The 17,291-nt window shown below is 63.6% G+C and carries 19 protein-coding genes; 14 read left to right on the top strand and 5 right to left on the bottom strand.

Annotation, left to right across the window (positions count from 1 at the left end):
- Positions 1-141: 141 nt before the first annotated feature.
- The gene (recA, locus tag B8784_RS09970; protein WP_084397820.1) at positions 142-1,239 is read right to left on the bottom strand and encodes a recombinase RecA; all 1,098 of its coding nucleotides are present in this window, start codon (positions 1,237-1,239) and stop codon (positions 142-144) included.
- A gap of 184 nt (positions 1,240-1,423) precedes the next feature.
- On the opposite strand from recA, the gene B8784_RS09965 reads away from it, so the two are divergent.
- The 4 genes from B8784_RS09965 to B8784_RS09950 all read left to right on the top strand — a co-directional run bounded on the left by B8784_RS09965 (position 1,424) and on the right by B8784_RS09950 (position 3,958).
- Complete coding sequence (locus B8784_RS09965; RefSeq protein WP_084397819.1) at positions 1,424-2,167, top strand: hypothetical protein; 744 nt, start codon at positions 1,424-1,426, stop codon at positions 2,165-2,167.
- A gap of 56 nt (positions 2,168-2,223) precedes the next feature.
- A complete protein-coding gene (locus B8784_RS09960) occupies positions 2,224-2,439 on the top strand; it encodes a DUF2093 domain-containing protein (protein WP_084397818.1) in 216 nt (71 codons plus the stop codon).
- A gap of 5 nt (positions 2,440-2,444) precedes the next feature.
- Entirely contained in the window at positions 2,445-3,335 is an 891-nt protein-coding gene (locus tag B8784_RS09955) for a M23 family metallopeptidase (RefSeq protein ID WP_233356058.1), read from the top strand.
- A gap of 89 nt (positions 3,336-3,424) precedes the next feature.
- Positions 3,425-3,958: an MgtC/SapB family protein gene (locus B8784_RS09950; RefSeq protein WP_084397816.1), complete on the top strand. Its 534-nt coding sequence runs from the start codon at positions 3,425-3,427 to the stop codon at positions 3,956-3,958.
- Here the strand turns inward: B8784_RS09950 and B8784_RS09945 are convergent.
- On the bottom strand, positions 3,938-4,909 hold the full coding sequence (locus tag B8784_RS09945; protein WP_084397815.1) for a quinone oxidoreductase family protein: 972 nt from the start codon (positions 4,907-4,909) through the stop codon (positions 3,938-3,940). The two genes, B8784_RS09950 and B8784_RS09945, sit on opposite strands and share 21 nt — an antisense overlap.
- Positions 4,910-4,961: 52 nt before the next feature.
- Between B8784_RS09945 and rnhB the strand changes: the two genes are divergently transcribed.
- From rnhB to B8784_RS09920, 5 genes are all read left to right on the top strand, one after another.
- The gene (gene rnhB / locus B8784_RS09940) at positions 4,962-5,528 is read left to right on the top strand and encodes a ribonuclease HII (protein WP_084397814.1); all 567 of its coding nucleotides are present in this window, start codon (positions 4,962-4,964) and stop codon (positions 5,526-5,528) included.
- A 110-nt stretch (positions 5,529-5,638) separates the two neighbouring features.
- Entirely contained in the window at positions 5,639-6,073 is a 435-nt protein-coding gene (locus tag B8784_RS09935) for a GIY-YIG nuclease family protein (RefSeq protein WP_084397813.1), read from the top strand.
- Between the two features lie 96 nt (positions 6,074-6,169).
- Positions 6,170-7,804 carry an acyl-CoA synthetase gene (locus B8784_RS09930; protein ID WP_084397812.1) on the top strand — a complete coding sequence of 545 codons (1,635 nt, stop codon included), beginning with the start codon at positions 6,170-6,172 and terminating at the stop codon, positions 7,802-7,804.
- A gap of 44 nt (positions 7,805-7,848) precedes the next feature.
- On the top strand, positions 7,849-8,193 hold the full coding sequence (locus B8784_RS09925) for a hypothetical protein (protein WP_084397811.1): 345 nt from the start codon (positions 7,849-7,851) through the stop codon (positions 8,191-8,193).
- Positions 8,194-8,284: 91 nt separating this feature from the next.
- Complete coding sequence (locus tag B8784_RS09920) at positions 8,285-10,003, top strand: alpha/beta hydrolase (RefSeq protein WP_084397810.1); 1,719 nt, start codon at positions 8,285-8,287, stop codon at positions 10,001-10,003.
- 21 nt (positions 10,004-10,024) lie between these two features.
- Here B8784_RS09920 and B8784_RS09915 read toward each other — a convergent pair whose 3' ends face one another.
- Entirely contained in the window at positions 10,025-10,810 is a 786-nt protein-coding gene (locus tag B8784_RS09915) for a hypothetical protein (RefSeq protein WP_084397809.1), read from the bottom strand.
- A 197-nt stretch (positions 10,811-11,007) separates the two neighbouring features.
- Between B8784_RS09915 and B8784_RS09910 the strand changes: the two genes are divergently transcribed.
- From B8784_RS09910 to B8784_RS09895, 4 genes are all read left to right on the top strand, one after another.
- Positions 11,008-11,355: a hypothetical protein gene (locus tag B8784_RS09910; protein ID WP_143435408.1), complete on the top strand. Its 348-nt coding sequence runs from the start codon at positions 11,008-11,010 to the stop codon at positions 11,353-11,355.
- A 152-nt stretch (positions 11,356-11,507) separates the two neighbouring features.
- Positions 11,508-12,386: a tRNA 2-thiocytidine(32) synthetase TtcA gene (gene ttcA, locus B8784_RS09905; protein WP_084397807.1), complete on the top strand. Its 879-nt coding sequence runs from the start codon at positions 11,508-11,510 to the stop codon at positions 12,384-12,386.
- A 228-nt stretch (positions 12,387-12,614) separates the two neighbouring features.
- Positions 12,615-14,798, top strand: coding sequence for a carbohydrate binding family 9 domain-containing protein (locus B8784_RS09900; RefSeq protein ID WP_084397806.1), 2,184 nt, complete (start codon positions 12,615-12,617; stop codon positions 14,796-14,798).
- A gap of 57 nt (positions 14,799-14,855) precedes the next feature.
- Positions 14,856-15,194 (top strand): hypothetical protein, encoded by a 339-nt coding sequence (locus B8784_RS09895; protein ID WP_084397805.1) that lies wholly within the window; start codon positions 14,856-14,858, stop codon positions 15,192-15,194.
- 7 nt (positions 15,195-15,201) lie between these two features.
- On the opposite strand, the gene B8784_RS09890 is transcribed toward B8784_RS09895, so the two are convergent.
- Entirely contained in the window at positions 15,202-15,741 is a 540-nt protein-coding gene (locus tag B8784_RS09890) for a tetratricopeptide repeat protein (RefSeq protein ID WP_084397804.1), read from the bottom strand.
- A gap of 123 nt (positions 15,742-15,864) precedes the next feature.
- Between B8784_RS09890 and B8784_RS09885 the strand changes: the two genes are divergently transcribed.
- A complete protein-coding gene (locus B8784_RS09885; protein WP_233356057.1) occupies positions 15,865-17,076 on the top strand; it encodes a permease in 1,212 nt (403 codons plus the stop codon).
- Here B8784_RS09885 and B8784_RS09880 read toward each other — a convergent pair.
- Positions 17,073-17,291, bottom strand: a complete 219-nt coding sequence (locus B8784_RS09880) for a helix-turn-helix transcriptional regulator (protein ID WP_084397803.1) — start codon at positions 17,289-17,291, stop codon at positions 17,073-17,075. The two genes, B8784_RS09885 and B8784_RS09880, sit on opposite strands and share 4 nt — an antisense overlap.

Raw genomic sequence — 17,291 nt, 5'->3', positions numbered from 1 at the left:
GTTCAGGTCTGCTTCGTCATTGGCCGACAGACACAGAGCGCCTGTCATTCCTTACAGGCGATATAAAGTGTCACCTGCGGCGCGCCAAGCGTCGGGCACGCCGCAGGCCCCGATCATTTGCAGTAGAAGCGTCTGGCCGGGTCAGCCGGTCTCGGCTTCGCCGGGGCCGTCATCGGCCTCGTCGTCCTGGTTTTCCTCTCCCAGCATGACGTTGGAGAGCAGGCCCGACTGCGTGCGAATCGCGGTCTCGATCTCGTCGGCAATGTCGGGATTATCTTTCAGGAACTGGCGGGTCTTCTCCCGGCCCTGCCCGATTCGGTCATCCTTGTAGGAATACCAGGAGCCCGACTTGTCGATCACTTCGCATTTGACGCCGAGATCGATCAGTTCGCCGGTCTTGGAGATGCCCTCGCCATAGATGATGTCGAATTCGACCTGCCGGAAGGGCGGCGCGACCTTGTTCTTGACCACTTTTACCCGTGTCTGGTTGCCGATCACCTCGTCACGGTCCTTGATGGCGCCGATCCGGCGGATGTCGAGACGCACCGAGGAATAGAATTTCAGGGCGTTGCCGCCGGTCGTGGTCTCGGGGCTGCCGAACATGACGCCGATCTTCATGCGAATCTGGTTGATGAAGATCACCATGCATTTCGACTTGGAGATCGAGCCGGTCAGCTTGCGCAGCGCCTGGCTCATCAGGCGAGCCTGGAGGCCGGGCAGGCTGTCGCCCATCTCGCCCTCGATTTCGGCCCGAGGCGTCAGGGCGGCCACGGAGTCGACCACCAGGAGATCGACCGCGCCGGAGCGTACCAGCGTATCGGCGATTTCCAGGGCCTGCTCGCCGGTATCGGGCTGGGAGACCAGGAGGTCGTCCAGGTCCACACCGAGCTTGGCGGCATAGGAGGGGTCGAGCGCATGTTCGGCGTCGACGAAGGCGCAGACCCCGCCATTCTTCTGGGCTTCTGCGACGGCATGCAGCGACAGTGTCGTCTTGCCGGAGCTTTCCGGACCGAAAATCTCGATCACGCGGCCCTTGGGCAGGCCGCCAATGCCGAGCGCGATGTCGAGCCCGAGCGAACCGGTCGAGACGGCTTCTATATCGGCGACCTTCTTGTCGCCCAGCCGCATGACCGAGCCCTTGCCGAAGGAGCGTTCGATGTTGGAGAGCGCTGTTTCGAGTGCTTTCTGCTTATCCACGCCGGATTCCTTGTCCACGAGTTGCAATGCAGGTTTGGCCATGAGTCGTCTCCTTTGGTCCATATCTAGCCCTGTAATGCAAGGCCGCCGTTTCATCCGAAGGGCATCCTGTACCACAAATGTTCCGTGGAACAAAACAAAAACTTTTGTTCTCACCTGGTGGCTTGCGCGCACGCGGAAAACCCTCCTAGGATTGCGCGACCGAGAGCGGCAGAGGACGGACCCGATGAAAGCGGCGGCAGTTTCAGGATCCGTACTGGCGCTCGGGCTGCTGGCCGGGCTGGCGACGGCCTTGCCCGTGCAGGCCCAGGAAGATCCACCGACCACCCTGCCCTTCGAGCCGACCGTGCCATCGGCCCCGCCGGAACGCTCCACCTATCCCGACCGCCGGCCGCAGGCCGAAACCCCGCCGCCAGGCGACCCGTTCTGCAACGAGATCGGCCCGATCATCCGCGCCGGCGTCGTCGCCAGCCGCTTTGCCACGCTCTCGCCCTCAACCGCCGAGGGCGCCGCGATCGGCCGTTTCGAGGCGGGCGAAGCGCTGAAGTCGCTGGGCGCCGACACCTGCATCGTGGTGATCCCGGCCGCTGCGCCTGAAACCGCAGACAGCCCGTATAACCAGGTGACATGCCGGCTGGAGAGCGAACAGGGCGATGCGGCCTATCTCGACGATATGCGCGAAACCCGCGACAGGCTGGGCAAACGGATCGGCAAATGCCCCGCCGTCTCGGAATGGACGGCCGCACCGCCGGACGCCGTCTCGCTCGAGCAGGGCGACGTGATCGAGGACTATCGCTTCACCCATCCCGATGTCGGGGTCGAAATGCTCGTGCGCGCCGCGCATCACAGCAAGACCGGGCAATGGCCGCAGGACCATCTGCGCACCCTGTCGCTGATCTTCCGCACGCCAAATCCGGACCGCCCCGAACCGCCGGAACCGGAGACAGACGCCGCCAGCGGCGGAAACTGAACAGCCACCGCGATCGCCCTCTTCCGCTGGCGCGCGAAAAGGCCCATTATAGGGCCATGCTGACACGCACTGGAAAACCCGCCGGCGAAGCCAAGCTTCGCTATCTCGACGCCGATCTCGATGTGATCGAGCCCGGCGATTATGTCGTCTGCGCGGTAACAGGCCGCAAGATCCCGCTCCAGGCCCTACGCTACTGGAGTGTCGACCGGCAGGAGCCCTATATCGACGCCGCCGCCGCGGCGAGCCGCATGGTGCCCGACGCGAAGGCATGAGGCCGATGCGTGCCCTCGCCCCACTGACGGCGCTCGCCTGTCTGGCCCTGTCGGCGATGGGCGACCCATCGCCAGCGCCTGAGCTCAACTGCACGGGTGCGGCCAAGCAGAGCGGCCTGCTCATCTGCGAAGGTCCGGCCGATACGGATATCGGTGTCGCCGGCCCGGACGGCGAGAACGCCCGCATGGTGCACACCGATGCGGACGGTCATGTCCTGATCGGCCTGCATCAGAAAGAGACCTCGCAGCTGATCCTGACCCCGCAGGCGCCGGACGCCACGCCGCTTCACGTCGAGATTGCTCCACGCAAGGATGATTTCCGCCTGATCAAGGGCTTCAATTGCGACAAGGTCGATGCGCGCACCGAGGCCCAGAAGCAGCATGCCGCCGACAGCTGGGTGAAGAAGCAGGCGGCGTTCAAAACCTTCAATGACGGCCCGGCGACGAGCGAAGGCTTTGTCCGCCCGGTGACCGGACCGGCCTCCTCGCCCTTCGGGCCGACGCGGAAATATGTCGGCACCGGCGGCGACGGCAAGCCGTGCGAAAAAGTCTCCGTGCACGAAGGCTTCGACTATGCCGTGGCGACAGGAACGCCGGTGATCGCGCCGGCTGGCGGCACGGTCGTGCTGGCCGACAGTGACCTCTATTATGAAGGCGGCACCGTCTTCCTCGACCATGGCGGCGGGCTGGTCTCGGTCTTCCTGCATCTCTCGGACGTTTCGGTCGAAGCCGGCGATACGGTCGACCAAGGCGAGCGGCTCGGCGCGTCGGGCAATACCGGGCGCACGACGGGCCCGCACCTGCACTGGGCGGTCAAATGGCGCAATCCGGCAAACGAAGACCGCGGCGAAGACTTCTATATCGACCCGGCCATCCTGCGCGCGCTGGAGCCCTGAGACCGCCAGCGGGCCGTGATCAGCTTTTGGGAAACCATGTACGGGCTGTGCCGTTCATGTCATGAAAGTTTCATGGGCAAAGGTGCATCATGGACGGACTGACTTTCGCGACATCGACACCGCTCAACGTCCTGGCGATCCGGCTGGGACTGGCGGCCTTGTGCGGTTTCCTGATCGGCTTCGAACGCGAAGCCCATGACCGCCCGGCCGGCCTGCGCACCCATATGCTGACGGCACTCGCCGCCGCCCTGTTCGTGATCATCGCCATTGAGATGATCCACCAGTTCGGCTTTTCCACCGAGGACGAGAATACGCGCCTCGACCCGATCCGCGTGGTCGAGGCGGTCACCAGCGGCGTGGCTTTCCTCGCCGCCGGGACCATCATTCAGGCGCGCGGCTCGGTGAAGGGGCTCACGACCGGCGCGGCCATGTGGCTTGCCGGCGCTGTGGGGCTGGCGAGTGGCGCCGGCTTCATCACGATTGCCATTCTCGGCACGGTCTTCGCCCTGCTTGTCCTCGTGCCGCTCAAGATCATGGAGCGAAAATTCTTCGACAAGAAAAAGAAGAAGGCTCAGGGTACCAAACCGTCAGAAGCCGAAACCTCACGGCTTGAGCAGGGTTGAGGCTTTCGTCTTGCCGCTTTCGATGGCGCGGTGCGCGTCAGCCGCTTGTTTGAGCGGGAAGGTCTGGCCGATCTTCGGCTTCAGCGTCCCGGCCCTGAGCGCGCCGAAGACCGCCGCCGCGCCCTTGCGCAGCCCCTCCTCGGTGTCGATGAAGTGGAACAGGCTCGGCCGGACCATGACCAAGGACCCGCGTTGCGACAGCTCGACGGGGGCAATCGGCTCGACCGCGCCCGAGGCGTTGCCATAGGTGACGAACCACCCCCGCGGCTTCAGGCTGTCCAGGGACGCCTTGGCCGAGACCTTGCCGACACTGTCATAGGAGACATCGACGCCTTTCCCGCCGGTCAGCGCGCGGGCGCGCCCGGCAACGTCCTCATGGCTGAAGATCACCTCAGCCGCGCCGGCCTTGCGGGCCATCTCGGCCTTCTCTTCAGTCGAGGTGACAGCGATCACACGCAGGCCGAGTGATGTGGCCCACGGCACGAGCAGCGAGCCGACGCCACCCGACGGCGCCCAGATCAGCGCTGATTCGCCCGGAGAGGCGCGATAGACCTCGAAAAGCAGCATCCAGGCGGTCAGCCCCTTGAGCAGGACGGCGGCAGCGTCGTCTTCGCTGATCGCATCTGGAAGGCGCATCATGCGCGAGGCCGGACCGGTGAAATGCGTCGCATAGGTGCCCGAGCCAAGATAGGCGACCCGGTCGCCCGGCTTCAGATTCTCGACCCCGTCGCCGACCGCCTCGACTGTACCGGCGCCTTCAGATCCGAGCACGGCGGGCGTCTTCACCGGATAGAGGCCGGAGCGCTGATAGGTGTCGGCAAAGTTGAGCCCCACCGCGCTTTGCCGGACCAGCACCTCGCCGGGGCCGGGCCGGCGTGGCTCCATGGCCACAGTCTCCAGGACTTCGGGTCCGCCTGTCTTGTTAATCTGAATGCAATATGCGTCGCTCATAGTTAATGGCTCCGGGAATCATGATTGAGTCGCTACTATGGGGAACATAGGAATGATATGCGGAATAGACGAGGCTGGACGAGGCCCCTGGGCCGGACCGGTCACAGCGGCCGCCGTCATTCTCGATGCCCGCCAGCCCGTTGACGGCCTTACAGATTCCAAGAAACTGACCCATGCTCGGCGCGAAACCCTGTACACCGAGATCAAGGCCAAGGCGGTCACATACGGCATTGGCTGGGCCAGCCCCGAAGAGATCGACCGGCTGAACATCCGCGAGGCGACCTTCCTCGCCATGACCCGCGCCATCGCCATTATGGGCCTTGTGCCCGACCAGATTCTTGTGGATGGAAACTGCCTGCCCAAGGCCCTGCCCTGCCCGGCAAGCGCCATTGTGAAGGGCGACCTGACCGAACCGGCCATCTCGGCAGCCTCCATCCTGGCCAAGGTCGCCCGCGACCGCGCCATGGTGGACCTCGCCAACCGGTTCCCGGGCTATGGGCTGCGCCGCCACAAGGGCTATGGCACGGCCGAGCACGCCGAAGCGCTGGAAATGCTGGGGCCCTGTGGCTGCCACAGGATGAGCTTCTCGCCGGTGCGAAAGGCGCTCAAGGCGGCCTGAGCAGCCATACCAATGCCTTGAAAAGACCGTAAATCCAGCCGCGTGCGTTAACCCTTCATTAACCATATCAGCCGGACTCTCCGCCGATTGTGAGGCGGAGGTGCCCCTGTATGATCGTGTTCGGCGCGCATCCCTGGTACGGCGAGACCGGCCAGAAGTACAAATTCAACGTCACCCTGACCGATCACGGGATTCCGGAGGGCGGCGGCATCTATGTCTTCGTGCGCCGGCGTTTCGTCTTCTTCCTGAAGCCGCTCTATATCGGCAAGGCGACCAATTTCCGCGGCCGTGTGCTGGGCCATGAACGCTGGGCAGAGGCCTGGTGGATCCGGGGCGCCACCGAGCGCCACATTCTCAAAGAGCCGAATGCCCGCCAGCGCGCCCGCATCGAGGAAGACCTTATCCGTCACTACCAGCCGGTCATGAACGATATCCTGATCCCGCGCGGGGTCCATGATGCGCCGAACAACAAGCACCTCGCCAAGGCCTGGCGGCGCAAGCGGTTCTGGAACAGGTTCTGGTGGGGCAAGCCCCATATCAACTAGCCGTGAAGGCGCCCGACGCAACGGAACCCCTCCCCGGTCCTCCTGTTTTCTGATTAGATTGCCGATAATCAGAAACAATCGGGAGGAAGCCTCATCATGGGCGATAGCATCTTCAATTTCGGAGACATTCTGGACGCTGTCGGCGCGAAGATGGGCCCGGACGATCCAGCGCTGATCCATGGCGACCGGGTCATTTCCTGGCCGGACATGACGGCCCGTTCCAACAATGTCGCAAGAGCGCTGCATGCACGCGGCGCCGAGCCCGGCGACAAGGCCGGCTTCTATCTGCGCAACCAGCCGGAATACATCGAAGCCCTGGCGGCCTGCTTCAAAGGCCGGCTCACCCATGTGAACGTCAATTACCGCTATCTCGATGACGAGCTGACCTACATTTTCGACAACTCAGACGCGGCCGTGGTCTTCTTCGACCGGGAATTCCGCGAGCATGTCGAGCGCGTGAAGGACCGGCTGCCCGAGGTGAAGGTCTGGGTCGAGATCGGCGGCGACGGCTCCGATACGCCGGACTATGCAGTCGCCTATGAAGACCTCACGCAGGAAGGCGACGGCAAGCCGCTCGATATCGAGCGCTCCGACGACGATCTCCTCTTCCTCTATACCGGTGGGACCACCGGCATGCCCAAGGGCGTGATGTGGAGCCACCGGATCTGGCGGGAATCCTCGCTGGAATCGATGAAGACGATTTACGGCTTCGCCCCGACAAACATGAATGAACACCTCGCCCTGGTCGACGAGATGGGCAAGCTCTCGCGCCAGCTGCCGGCCTGCCCGCTGATGCACGGCACGGGGCTGTTCACCGCTATGGGCGCGATGTTCGGCGGCGGCGCCATCGTCACGCTCGAGAACACGAAACACTTCGATCCGGTCGAGCTGTGGGACACGGTCGACCGGCGCGGTGTCACGGCGATGGCCATTGTCGGCGACGCCTTCGCCAAGCCGATGCTGCGCGTGCTCGAGGAAAACCCCGGCAAGTATGATCTCTCCTCGGTGCAGACGATCACCAGTTCCGGCGTGATGTGGTCGATGGACGTAAAACGCGGCCTGATCGAACACATGCCGCAGGTCGCCCTGATGGATAGTTTCGGCGCGTCGGAGGCGGTTGGCTTCGGCATGTCGGTGACGACGGCAGAGGGCGTCCAGCAGACCGCGAAGTTCCAGATCGGGCAGAACTGCAAGGTCTTCACCGAGGACCGGCGCGAAGTGAAGCCCGGCTCCGGCGAACCCGGCTTCATTGCGCGCGGCGGCCCGGGCGTGCCGCTTGGCTATTACAAGGACCCTGAGAAGACGAAGAAGACCTTCTGGGAGGTCAATGGCGAACGCTTTGCCGTGCCGGGTGACTGGTGCACGGTGGAGGAAGACGGCACGATCACGCTGCTGGGCCGCGGCTCGAACTGCATCAATTCCGCCGGCGAGAAGATCTATCCCGAAGAGGTCGAGGAAGCGCTGAAGAACCATGAGGCGGTGCGCGACGCCCTCGTCGTCGGCCTGCCGGACGAGAAATGGGGCCAGGCGGTCACGGCTGTGGTCGAGCTGAATGACGGCGCCAATGTGGACGAAGACACGCTGAAGGCTTTCGTCCAGACCCAGCTTGCCCGCTACAAGGCGCCGAAGCGCATCTTCTTCAAGCCTTCGCTGGGCCGCGCCCCGAACGGCAAGGCCGATTACAAGGCGATCAAGACCTATGCGATGGAGCAAGCCGGCGTCAGCGCCTGACCCGAAACCGGCCATCCTTGCGCTTGTCCCTGTGAGAGCCACTCATGGGGGACAAGATGCATCTCAGAACCACAAACGGACAGCTCAGCCTGTTCAGCACCTACAAGCTGTTCTTTATCGGGCTGACCGTCACGATCAGCCTGGTGATCTGGTTCAGCACGCTGGTGGATGTGCTGGCCGGGGGACAGGAGACCGACAGCCTCGTTCTGGATGAAGACACATCCGAAGCGGCTTTCATGACCGGTTATTATGTCGGCGCGGTCGTGGTCACACCGATCCTGGCCGCACTCATGGCGGCCATTTTCGCCGCCCCGATGACATTTGGCGTCTGGCTCTACAGGTTCTGGCGTCCGGTCTCCGTGTCGGGCCCCGAAGAGGTTTTCGAGTAATCCCTCGCGCCAGCGCCTGAGCGCTGACTTGTGCGCGTCACGGCGCTATGCTCCATAGCCGGAAGGGTCCGGTTGCGGGGGATATGGGGACATGCGCACAGCACTGGTGTCGTTTCTGACGGTTGTCCTGATCGGGGCGATTGTCGGCACGGTTGTCGTCCTGGTGCAGCCGGAGACGACGCGTCACCACCCCGATTTCGGCCAGGATTGCACCGTCCTTCTCAACGACGCCACCGCCGAGGCTGTCGACTGCGTGCGCGTCTTCTACGGCACCAATCGCGACGTCCTCCTCGATGGCAACGCCCCCGCCCCCGACGGCGAGGTCGACACAAAAGATGTCGTCGCGCGCGATGGCGGCCACCTGCATGTCGGACGCGCCGATGTCTGGCTGCCGAAGCTTGTCGAGGAAGGCGGCACGCGCGAGCGCGGCGAAACCCCGATGCTCAAGGGCCCGGCGCCGGACGAGGACGACGAACTCGTCAAATATGTCTTCCTGACCCGCATCACGAAGGCGGGCCGCGAACGTTTCCTGACCGAGCTGGACGATGCGCTGATCGACCAGGATTCCTGGTCGGTCCTGCTCTTCGTGCACGGCTTCAATACCGGCTTCGAAGACGCCCTCATCCGCTCGGCCCAGCTCTCGGTCGACCTGTCGCGGCGTGCGGTCTTCGATGTTGGCGTGCCGGTGCTGTTCAGCTGGCCGTCGGCGGGCAAGCTTTCGCTGGCTGACTATCGCGGCGACCAGGACAGCTCGCTCGCCGCCGCGCCCTATCTGGAGGACTTCCTCGACCTGATCATCGACAATTCCGATATCGACCGCATCAACATTGTCGCCCACTCCATGGGCAACCGCCTCCTGACACAGGCACTGGAAGACTATGCCGCCGACTATCTGGAGCGCCATGGCGAGAGCGATATCGAATTCCGCATCGTGCTGGTTGCCGCCGATGTCGACCGGGACATCTTCGACGGCGTCACAGGCGTACTCGACAATCTGAAGGCCAATGTGACGATCTATACCTCGGACGCCGACCGCGCGCTGCAGGCTTCCGAACTGGTCAACAAGAACAGCCTCCGCCTCGGCGATACCGACTTGAACCGGCCCTATATCCGCCGCGACGAGTTCTACGAGACCGTCGATGCGACCGGCGTGGCGACAGAGCTGTTCGGTCTCGGCCATGGTTATTATTCGAACAATCCCTTCATCCTCGGTGACATGCTGTGCGCCATGGCCGAAGCCAATCCCGAACAGCGCGCGCTGGAGCAGATGCGCTACGGCGGAGCCCCCGACGGCGACGAGTATTACCGCGTCAGCGCGGCCGTCGAGCCGGGCTATGAGGAATGCTCGCTCTTCCGGGACGCCTTCCCGCTCACCGATGTCAGCCAGGCACCGGATGAAGGCCGCTTCGAGCCGAGCTATGCCCCGGCACCGCCTCCGCCGCCCCCGGAAGCCATGGAAGACGCCCCGCCCATGAGCCCGGCACCAACCGAGATTGTTTACTATGTCGAAGACCGTGACGCCTTCGATCCGGACGCGCTTGCCGGAGAACTCATGGCCGCGCTCGAGGCTGGCGATGTCGCCTCCATCACGATCCGTACCTTTACCGACACCGTCGGCTCCGAACCGGCCAACATTACCCGGACCGAACGCTGGGCGCGTCAGCTGAGCGACTGGCTGGTGGCCCAGGGCGTCGATCCGGACATGATCTTCACCAATGCCTTTGGCGAGAGCGAGCTGGCCGTCGACACCGGGGACGAGACCGACGAACCGCTCAATCGCCGCATCGAGATCGTGGTCGAGTATCAGTAGGCCGGCCCGGCTCTGCGGCCTTCAGCGATATCGCAGCCGGCCGTCGCCTTCGCCGACATGGAAAGTCCGGCTCACGGTCCGGCCATCGGAGACGATCTGCAAGGCATACTCGCCGGTGTCGAAGCCTTCGGGCCAGTGCCAGAAAGTGTAGCCCGGCCAGGCCTCGTCGTTGAAACTGCTCTTCTCGTGGATCAGGCGCCCGTTCCTGTACCATTTACGTATGAAGGTCTCGCCTCTCTCCACGCCCGGCAGGTCAAAGGTGATCATCAGCGTGTGCAGGCCGTCGGGGAAGGCTGTCACCTCCCTCAGGCACTGCTTGGTCTCTTTCGAGAAGTTCGCCTCGTCGCAGAAACGGATGTTCGTCGCGACAGGCGGCTCAGGCCCAAACGTCTCGACAAGCGCATAGGCCATTCCGCCAACGAGCGTGAGGGCGGCCAGGGTGGCCGCAGGGCGCGTCAGACGCTTCTTGCGCTCGGTAGGCCGGGGCGCAGCCGACGGGGTTTCGGCAGCCTGGCTTCGCGCCCGCTGGTCTCGCCGCTCATCCAGCGCCTTACGCCTCAATCGGATGAAGGCCGCAGACCAGCGTTCGCGCTCGAAGCGGTTCGATGAGGCGAGCGTCGCCAGACCTTTCAGATTCTGCACTTTCGGGATCGAGCTGCCACTGAGCCAGCTCTGGATCGAGCGCCGGTCGACCGCAATGTCGATCCCGGCCAGGGCGGTCGCAAGCTGGTCGTCCGTCCACGGGGCGGCGCCCTCTTCCCCCGTGACAGGCCGTCCAATGCCGGACTGAAAATAATAGTGCAGCAAATCCCTCAGGGAGTCCGCCTCGGGCGGATCCGCGTAAAACGATTTTACACGCGATCGAGACAAAAAATTTCCGTTCTATACCAGTGCCCTACGTCCCTACACTTCGGGAACACTGCAACAGTTTCACTTGCGCACAATCTAAACACACAAAAAAATCGTCTCCTCTGTCAATGAATTCGTGGGGGAGTTCAGTTCCGATGCCTAGTGTTCGTGTTTTGCCCGTCCGGCTGGCAGCCCTGGAGGCGGTCAGCGGCGTCGAGCCTCTTGGCGAAAGCGATGCCGACTGCCTCGTCGCCATCCGGGCCATTCTCGAAATGCACGGCAAGCTCGACCGGTTCGGTGTGGCGCTGCTGCCGGCGGATGTTCCCTGCGACGGCCGGGAGCGCTTGTTGACCAGCCGCGCCGACAAAGGCGCGAGCGACATGCCTCTGACAGACCTGTCGCCGGCTATGGGCGGCGCCGTATGGAAACTTCAGGAATCCGGATCGCACATGCTGCTCTGGGGAAAACCGTCCTGCAATGACGAGCCCCTGCACGGCGAGTAGTCGGTCCGACAGGCTGGGCAAAAGGCTCTGCGGGGGACGCCGCGGGGAAAGAGTGGCCCCGTTCAGGGGGCGAACAACGGGGCCGCTCCACCCGGCCTGGCTGATGCCGCCCCCTCTGGCGTCCAAGGGGCAAGGCATGGCAGAAGGCGTTCATGGCTGACGACATGATGACGGGCATGGTCCCGCCGCTCTTTGCAGACGTGCCGAAGAGCGTCTCCTTCAAGAAGCTGCGCAAGCGCATCGTGCGAAGTGCACTGCAGACGGTGGACCAGTATGGCATGGTCGACCGCACACGCACCGGCCCGCCGCCGAAATGGCTGGTCTGCCTGTCGGGCGGCAAGGACAGCTATGGCCTGCTCGCCGCGCTGATCGACCTGAAATGGCAGGGCGCCCTGCCCGTCGACCTCATCGCCTGCAACCTCGATCAGGGCCAGCCGGGCTTTCCCAAACATGTCCTGCCGGAATGGCTCGACAAGGTAGGCGTGAAATACCGCATCGAGACCGAGGACACCTATTCCATCGTCACCGAGAAGGTGCCCGAGAACCGGACCTTCTGCTCCATGTGCTCTCGCCTGCGCCGCGGCATTCTCTACCGCGTCGCGCGCGAGGAAGGCTGCGAGGCGATCGTGCTCGGCCACCACCGCGACGATGCGCTGGAAACCTTCATGATGAACCTCGTGCATGGCGGGCGGCTGGCCGCGATGCCACCAAAGCTGCTCAATGATGCCGGCGACCTGTTCGTGCTGCGCCCGCTGATCGGGTGTGCGGAAGACGATCTCGCCAAGTTCGCCGAGGCGATGGCGTTCCCGATCATCCCCTGCAATCTCTGCGGCTCTCAGGACGGGCTGCAGCGTCAGGCGATGAAGGCCATGCTGGACGAGTGGGAGACGAAGAAGCCCGGCGTGCGGCAGGTCATGGCGCGCGCCCTGACAACGGTGCGGCCGAGCCACCTGCATGACGACCGCGTCTTCGACTTCCTCGGCCTCGCGCTGGGCGGCGAGGGCGAGGACGATCCGAACGTGCCGTTCTGATTCGGCGTCGGCCAATTGCTCAGAAAATGAGCAATTGCATCGATTTTGAAATAACGAGCGCTCAAACCGGTATCACTCTTTCAACGGGGTCCGACCTCATGGGCGGGCTTCGTAGCCCGGCGACCGGCTTTCTGTAGGTTCCCCTCCACAAGCGATAGATGACGGGCCTGCCTGCGCCCGCAGGGGGGGACCGTGTTCAGAGTTGCGGCATACATTGTATTGAGCCTGATGTGCGTCTGGCCGGTGGCGGCGCAGGATGAGCCGCAGGAGCGGGATTTCCAGACCTATACACCGAGTGTTTCACCGGTTCGCATCGAGCGCTCGGAAGCGCCCGTCATCGACGGCAAGCTGGACGACGCCGCCTGGGACAAGGCGGCTGTCCTGACCGAATTCTACCAGGTCGAACCCGAAATCACCGCGCCCGACGTCAAAACCCGCGTCTACCTCGCCTATGACGAGGACAATCTCTATGTCGCCGTCTACGCCTTCGACGATGAGATCGACGACATCTTCGCCACCATCCTCGAACGCGATGGCGAAGTCTGGCGCGACGACATGCTGCGCTTCTATATCGACCCGTTCGACACCGGGATCAGTGGCTTCGGATTTGACGTGAATGCGCTGGGCGCCCGGGCGGAACGCCTTGTCCAGGCCAATCGCGGCCCCGTCGATGAATGGGACACGATCTGGGATTCCGCAGGACAAATCCTCGAGGATGGCTGGAGCGCCGAACTGGTCATCCCCTTCCGGTCGCTGAGCTTCGACCCCGGCGGGGATGGCTGGGGCCTGATGGTCACGCGCGAGCGGTCTCACAAGAGCCAGGAAATCCGCTGGGCGGCCATCGACCAGTCGGTCAGCAAGTTCGGCTTCTCGCGGGCCGGCCGCCTTGAAGGCATCACCGATATCAATCGCGGGATCGGGCTCGACGTGCAGGTGCAGGCAGGCCTCAACGCCAATCGCGACTGGACCAGCCCCCGCGATGACGATGTCCGCCTCGAGCCAAGCGCCAACATTGCCTACAAGATCACGCCGAGCATGACCGGCCTGCTGACACTCAACACCGATTTCTCCGACACCCCGCTCGATGCCCGCCAGATCAATACCGGCCGGTTCTCGCTCTTCTTCCCGGAGACGCGCGACTTCTTCCTGCAGGATGCGGCCTTCTTCGAGTTTGGCGGGCAGACCTTTACCAACGGGTCGCAATCGATCCGCGCGACGTCCAATGTGCCGAACGGCCAGCCCTTCTTCTCGCGGCGCATCGGGATCGTGAACGGGCAGTCGGTGAAGATCCGCGGCGGGCTGAAGCTCAGCGGCGAGGCCGGCGGCTTCGAGATCGGCGCGTTGACCGCCCAGACGGGCGAGGCGCTCGGCATCGACTCGCAGAACCTCTCGGTCGCCCGCATCGCGACGGATCTCGGCCGCCAGCACCGTGTCGGCATGATCGCCACCCATGGCGACCCGACGGGGCGCACCGACAACACCGTGGTGGGGGTCGACTACCTCTTCCAGACGCCCTCCTTTCTCGGTGGCAGCCGCATGCAGACCGATGTCTACTATCTGCGTTCATCCTCCTCGACGCAGGGTGACGACGACTCCTTCGGTTTCAGGACAGACTATCAGGGCGATGCCCTCGGCGGCGGCATCGAGTTCCGCCAGATCGGCGACGATTTCGCCCCGGCCCTCGGCTTCGTGAATCGGGCGGGTACACGCACCTACTCAGCGGCCATCAACCGGCGGCTGAGGCAGGGCCCGGACTGGATGCGCTGGTGGCAGTTCGGCACGCGCCACGAATACATCACCGATCTCGACGGGCGCATGGAAACCCGCCGCAACGACTTTGTGGGCGGTATCCAGACGCGCTGGACAGACGACATCACCCTCACCCTGTCGGACGAAGAGCAGGTCATCCGCACGCCCTTCACCCTGCCGGGCGGGCTGGTTGTGCCGGAAGGAAGCTATGGGAATGACGGCATCACGCTGCGCTTCCAGTCGTCCTTCACGCGGCCCTATGGCACGACTTTGGAGGTCAGCCATCAGGATTTCTATGGTGGCGAGTCGACCCTGTTTTCAGGCGACTTCCTCTTCCGGCCAAACGCCCGGATCGACCTCAGGGCGTCTTATTCGGTCGAGGAGATTTCCGTTCCGGCTGGCGAGGTCGACGTGCAGATCAGTTCGATCAATACGGTGTTCAACCTGACACCAAACCTCTCGATCTCGTCACAGACCCAGTATGACAACATCTCCCATAGCCTCTCCTTCTTCACCCGGCTGAACTGGGAGGCCCGGCCCGAGACCGAACTCTTCCTGGCGCTCGGTCATGGTGCGATCATCGAAGATGACGATTTCCGCAACAGTTTCCGCTCGATCCAGACAAGCGCGATCATCCGGCTGGGGAACACGTTCCGGTTCTAAGGGGGGCAGAAACGGCCTAACCGCCTGCAATGGCACGATCATTGCTGCGTCTGCGCCATGATGGCGGACGAGCCCCAGACGACGACAGGTCATGAAGATAAGCCACGGCTGAACCCGTCGGCACGCCATTGGGCGCTGCCGCTTCTTCTGATGACGCTGCTGATCACGATCATCGCGGCGGAGACCGGCCAGTTCCTCGCCTGGCTTTTCACGACGCTGTTTGCGCTGGCCACCTTCAATATCTGGATCGGCGGCGGACGCCCGGTGCTGTCGCTGTCGGAATTCTTTCACACCGGCCACGACAGAGACCGCAGGATCGCGCCGATCATCGGCTGCGCCCTGTTGAGCGGCCTGCTTCTCTTCATCCTCTATCTCGTGATCTGGGCCCTGATCTAGCAGGGGCCTAACCGGCCCCGTTCAGGCGGCGCGTGCATTCCTCGACACCGGCCATGTGGTGCGCGACCTCATAGAGGTCGCGGGCTTCACGCCAGTAGTCGACCGCCTCGGCATGTTCGTCCTGCGCGTCCAGCAGGCGGGCGAGCGGGCGGATGCCATTGGCGAGCGTGCCGGGCGGAATGTCCTCGATCTCGCGATAGAGGTCGAGAGCTTCCTCATAATGGGTCTTGGCGAGGCCGACGCGGCCAAGCTCGGCGGTGACATCGCCGAGATGGCGGATGACATGCGCGGTGACAAGCGAGGGCACTGCCTCTTCCCGGCGGCAGAGATTGGCCGCTTCGATGTACAGTCGCTCGGCTTTTTCGTACTGGCCTTCATCGCGATAGCACTGGCCCTTGGCCATCAGCGCCCGGACGAGAAGCTCCGGATCGTTCTGGCCGCGGGCAAGCTCCACGGCATCGGTGGCCATGAGGTGGGCTTCGTCGGGGCTTGCGTCCCGGCGCGCAGTGTAGACCCGGTCCACGAGCGCTCTGACATCCTGTTGCATGGCGCCCCACCCTTAGCAGATTTCCACAGGGCTGGCGACTAAAACCGGGGCAAGCCAGGTCAGGAACAAGATACCCCCCTCCCGCATTGGGTTAACACGCCGACAGTGAGAGGAGCCTGCATCTTGGACCAGTTTCTGACCACCTGGCACGAAGCCGCCATGACGACCGCCGGCCTGTTCTGGATGGCCCTCTGGGCCTTCGGCTTCGGCTATCTGATCTCGTCCATGATCCAGGTCTTCGTGACGCGCGAGCGCATGAAGCAGACCATGGGACAGGAAGGGCCCAAGGCCATCGGGCTCGGCACCTTTTTCGGCTTTCTCTCAAGCTCCTGCTCCTTTGCCGCGCTGGCCACGACGCGCTCGCTCTTTGCCAAGGGGGCGGGTTTTGTCGCCTCGCTCGCCTTCCTGCTGGCGTCCACCAATCTCGTCGTCGAGCTCGGCATCATCATCGCTGTCTTCCTCGGCTGGCAGTTTGTGGTCGGCGAATATGTCGGTGGCATCCTGCTCATCCTGATCACCTGGCTGATCGTGCGTCTGACGGGCGCCTTCGGCCTGGTCAAGAAAGCCCGCGAACGCGCCCGCGAGATGGAGGGCTCCGATGATGACAGCGAGGTTCCCGACTGGAAGAAGCTGATCAAGAGCCGCGAAGGCTGGCGCAAGGTCGCCCAGCGCTATGTCATGGAATGGGGTATGGTCTGGAAGGACGTGACGGTTGGTTTCACGGTCGCCGGCATCATCGCCGCCTTCGTGCCGCGCGAATTCTTCGAGACCCTGTTCATCGGCGCTGGCGAGGAAGACCCGGCCTTCTGGCAGGTCCTGGCGCAATCGGTCGTTGGCCCGGTGGCCGCCTTCTTCACCTTCATCGGCTCGATGGGCAACATCCCGCTCGCCGCCGTGCTCTATTCAAACGGTGTCGCCTTTGCCGGCATCATGGCCTTCATCTTCTCAGACCTTGTGGTCCTGCCGGTCCTGCGCATCCAAGCGAAGTATTATGGCTGGCCGATGGCACTCTATATCGCCGGGGTCTTCCTTATCGCGCTCGTCGCAACTGCGCTTCTCCTTCACTATGCCTTTGCCGGGCTCGGCATGATGCCCGACAGCACAGGCGGCCAAAGCGTGACCGACCGGGAGTTCTTCAAGGTCGACTACACCCTCTTCCTGAACCTGGCCTTCCTGGCGCTCTCGGCGGTTTTCCTCTGGTGGAAGGGCAAGACGGCCGGCTTCGGCAATCCGGTCGGCGGTGACATGACGGAAAAAGTGCTCTTCGGCCTCGCCGTCATCGCCTATCTGTGGCTCGCCGGCGGGCTGGTGATTGCGCCGCTTCTGGGGGCCTAGTCGCCTGCCCAGCCGAAGACGTCTTCCACGCCGACGCCGAAAACCCGCGAGATGCGGAAGGCGCTTTCGAGCGAGGGCGAATAGCGCCCCTGCTCGATGGCGATGACGGTCTGTCGGGTCACCCCGATTTCCTTGCCGAGGGCAGCCTGGGACATGTTGCCATGCGCCTCCCTCAACTCCTTCACGCGATTGGTAATGGGCGGGCGCCTGGCCAT

The organism is Henriciella aquimarina (assembly GCF_002088975.1).
GTDB lineage: Bacteria > Pseudomonadota > Alphaproteobacteria > Caulobacterales > Hyphomonadaceae > Henriciella > Henriciella aquimarina.
Note: the sequence above shows the minus strand (reverse complement) of the source record. Positions and strands in the feature narration are given on the sequence as shown.

What these genes read in the sequence shown, in the direction of transcription:
- B8784_RS09910 (WP_143435408.1), top strand. Translation starts at nt 11,008, where the DNA reads ATGCCTAGTGTTCGTGTTTTGCCCGTCCGGCTGGCAGCCCTGGAGGCG.
- B8784_RS09935 (WP_084397813.1), top strand. Translation starts at nt 5,639, where the DNA reads ATGATCGTGTTCGGCGCGCATCCCTGGTACGGCGAGACCGGCCAGAAG.
- B8784_RS09930 (WP_084397812.1), top strand. Translation starts at nt 6,170, where the DNA reads ATGGGCGATAGCATCTTCAATTTCGGAGACATTCTGGACGCTGTCGGC.
- B8784_RS09925 (WP_084397811.1), top strand. Translation starts at nt 7,849, where the DNA reads ATGGGGGACAAGATGCATCTCAGAACCACAAACGGACAGCTCAGCCTG.
- B8784_RS09900 (WP_084397806.1), top strand. Translation starts at nt 12,615, where the DNA reads ATGTGCGTCTGGCCGGTGGCGGCGCAGGATGAGCCGCAGGAGCGGGAT.
- B8784_RS09880 (WP_084397803.1), bottom strand. Translation starts at nt 17,291, where the DNA reads ATGGCCAGGCGCCCGCCCATTACCAATCGCGTGAAGGAGTTGAGGGAG.
- B8784_RS09960 (WP_084397818.1), top strand. Translation starts at nt 2,224, where the DNA reads ATGCTGACACGCACTGGAAAACCCGCCGGCGAAGCCAAGCTTCGCTAT.
- recA (WP_084397820.1), bottom strand. Translation starts at nt 1,239, where the DNA reads ATGGCCAAACCTGCATTGCAACTCGTGGACAAGGAATCCGGCGTGGAT.
- B8784_RS09890 (WP_084397804.1), bottom strand. Translation starts at nt 15,741, where the DNA reads ATGCAACAGGATGTCAGAGCGCTCGTGGACCGGGTCTACACTGCGCGC.
- B8784_RS09945 (WP_084397815.1), bottom strand. Translation starts at nt 4,909, where the DNA reads ATGAGCGACGCATATTGCATTCAGATTAACAAGACAGGCGGACCCGAA.
- rnhB (WP_084397814.1), top strand. Translation starts at nt 4,962, where the DNA reads ATGATATGCGGAATAGACGAGGCTGGACGAGGCCCCTGGGCCGGACCG.
- B8784_RS09895 (WP_084397805.1), top strand. Translation starts at nt 14,856, where the DNA reads ATGATGGCGGACGAGCCCCAGACGACGACAGGTCATGAAGATAAGCCA.
- ttcA (WP_084397807.1), top strand. Translation starts at nt 11,508, where the DNA reads ATGGCTGACGACATGATGACGGGCATGGTCCCGCCGCTCTTTGCAGAC.
- B8784_RS09965 (WP_084397819.1), top strand. Translation starts at nt 1,424, where the DNA reads ATGAAAGCGGCGGCAGTTTCAGGATCCGTACTGGCGCTCGGGCTGCTG.
- B8784_RS09920 (WP_084397810.1), top strand. Translation starts at nt 8,285, where the DNA reads ATGCGCACAGCACTGGTGTCGTTTCTGACGGTTGTCCTGATCGGGGCG.
- B8784_RS09955 (WP_233356058.1), top strand. Translation starts at nt 2,445, where the DNA reads ATGCGTGCCCTCGCCCCACTGACGGCGCTCGCCTGTCTGGCCCTGTCG.
- B8784_RS09950 (WP_084397816.1), top strand. Translation starts at nt 3,425, where the DNA reads ATGGACGGACTGACTTTCGCGACATCGACACCGCTCAACGTCCTGGCG.